The sequence below is a fragment of the Pseudoalteromonas sp. G5_S1_54_S4 genome, assembly GCF_054968565.1.
The window spans coordinates 1-2,135 of record NZ_JBQKUL010000112.1 but is presented as its reverse complement, the minus strand read 5'-3'; the positions used below and the strand labels follow the sequence as shown (position 1 = coordinate 2,135).

General features: G+C 42.8%; 3 protein-coding genes. All 3 read right to left on the bottom strand.

What is annotated here, in order from left to right; genetic code table 11:
* The coding region (gene tnpC, locus ACTRWE_RS19125) for an IS66 family transposase (protein WP_462880525.1) at positions 1-1,391 on the bottom strand (1,391 nt) is incomplete at its 3' end.
* Positions 1,392-1,448: 57 nt separating this feature from the next.
* Complete coding sequence (gene tnpB, locus ACTRWE_RS19120) at positions 1,449-1,802, bottom strand: IS66 family insertion sequence element accessory protein TnpB (RefSeq protein WP_254910727.1); 354 nt, start codon at positions 1,800-1,802, stop codon at positions 1,449-1,451.
* Positions 1,799-2,104, bottom strand: a complete 306-nt coding sequence (gene tnpA / locus ACTRWE_RS19115; protein ID WP_010555472.1) for an IS66 family insertion sequence element accessory protein TnpA — start codon at positions 2,102-2,104, stop codon at positions 1,799-1,801. The genes tnpB and tnpA overlap by 4 nt, the downstream gene beginning before the upstream one ends.
* Between the last annotated feature and the right edge of the window lie 31 nt (positions 2,105-2,135).

Below are 2,135 nucleotides of genomic sequence, written 5' to 3'. Positions count from 1 at the left end.
GTCATCACAATACTATAAAGTATCGCGCTGGCCTGAGCACCATTAACCGATTTTGAGAATAGCCAGTTTTTTCTACCAGTGGTAAACGGCCGAATATCTCGCTCAGTAATATTATTATCAATCCCTAGTTCGCCATCTTCACTATACCGCATTAATTTCGGCCATTGATTAAGCGTGTATTTTATCGCTTTGCCAATATAACTCCCCGCCGTTACTTTACCTTCGGCTTCATCAAGCCACGCTTTAAAGTGCATTAATATGGGTAAGGCTTTTTCTTGTCGTAACTGATACCGCGCTTGAGGAGATAACTGTTTGTTTTTAGCGTGGGTTTCCAGTTTATATAATTGGCTGATAAAGCTGATGGCTTTATGCGCTCGACCTTTGTTTTTCGACTCTGCTTTTAAGGCATCGTTATATTTGCGTCTAGCGTGTGCCCAGCAACCAACAGGGGTAATGCCTTCAATACCGTCATAAACACGGTAACCGTCGCACTGTAAATAGCCTTGATAACCGGCAAGAAATTCTTTTGCGCAAGCGCGACTTCGACCTGCTTGGTAATCGTAAATCACGACAGGCTCACGGCTGACCTCATTGCTGCGATAAACCCACATGTAGGAATTGCTGCTAGGGTTGTCACCTTCATCTAACACTTGTGTACGGGTTTCATCGGCACATAAACTGTGCTCACTAAGCAAGTGACGTTGCATGGCTGCCACTAAGGGGCTGATTAGCAGGCCCGCTTTAATACACCAATTAGCTAATGTTCCGCGCGATAGTTCAAGGCCGCCACGGCCCAGTATGTCAACGAAACGATAAAGCGGTAAGGCATCGCAGTATTTGCCCGTAACAACCGCCGATAACGCTTCTGGACTCGCAATGCTGCCAGGAATAGGCTGCTTGGGTTTAGGCGCGGTGATTATTTTACTGGCCAATTGTTCATGCTCGCAATGTCTGCAAGCATATTTAAATTGTTTGTGCTTAATGACACTGACTTTCGCCGGAATAATCTTCACTTGCTCGCTGTCTTCACTACCACATTGATGTAGTTGTTCACCGCAACACTGACACGTTAACTCGGTTAAGGTGTGCTCAACCTCTTCTCGTTCAAAGTGCTCAGCCAGTATTTGTTTACCTTTCTTATGGTGTTTAGGCGGCTCAGTCGTTTTATGCTGCTCCGCTTCATTGAAGGTGCCCCGTGGGGCTTTTTCACTTTTTTTACCGTATTTTTGGGATTTACTTAACTTAAGCTCAGCAAGCAAGTGGTCAATCCGCGATTGCATTTCAACCTTATCTTCTTGCAGTGAAATTTTATCTTTTTCTAAGCCATCAAGCTTAGCCTGCATAAGTGCAAGCTGATTTTGTAGTTCGGTGATGAGAATAGTGTCTGGCATTTTAATAGCATGACACATGGGAAAGATCGTTCAAGTAAAAAAAACGATCTGGTTAATTTATATCACTGATAACCCTGATAAAGTTGAGTGGCGGGTTTTATTATTTACCGGTAAGCCAGATAATAACCATTGTAACTGCCGTTGTTCAATCCCCATGGCTACGTGTGCTTGAGCATGATTTGGCCATTGAAATCGTCCTTGCTCTAAGCGACGATAATAAAGCCAAAAACCATTGGTATCCCAAAACAAAATTTTTAATTTATCGCGTTGTTTATTACAAAAAACGAACCACGCTTGGCTTAAAGGATCGAGAGATAGGGTATCGCTGACAATAATACTTAACCCATTGATTGATTTTCGCATGTCGGTGAATCCCGTGACCAAGTAAACTTGGTGGGTGCAAGGTGTCACAGTACGCTCAATAATTTGGCGAGTGCTTGGTGCGCTAATGTCGACTCGAAGTCTATTTGATAGCCGTTTGGTGTGGTGAGTTTAATGATTGAAGGGTGTGTAAAGGCTTGCTCATGAATAACAAACGGGATCACCTGTTGCTTTTTAACCCTTATCGTTTCGTCAGAAAGGCGTTTACGCCAAACATAGAAAGTCGATGCGTTAATGTTGTTATCACGACAAAATTGAATGATGGCTAAACCACTCGATTTTTGCTGCTCAAAAATGCCTTGCCAGTGTTTTATTTTTTGCTGTTTATTCATAATTACCTCAGGTTAATATGCTGAGTAAATT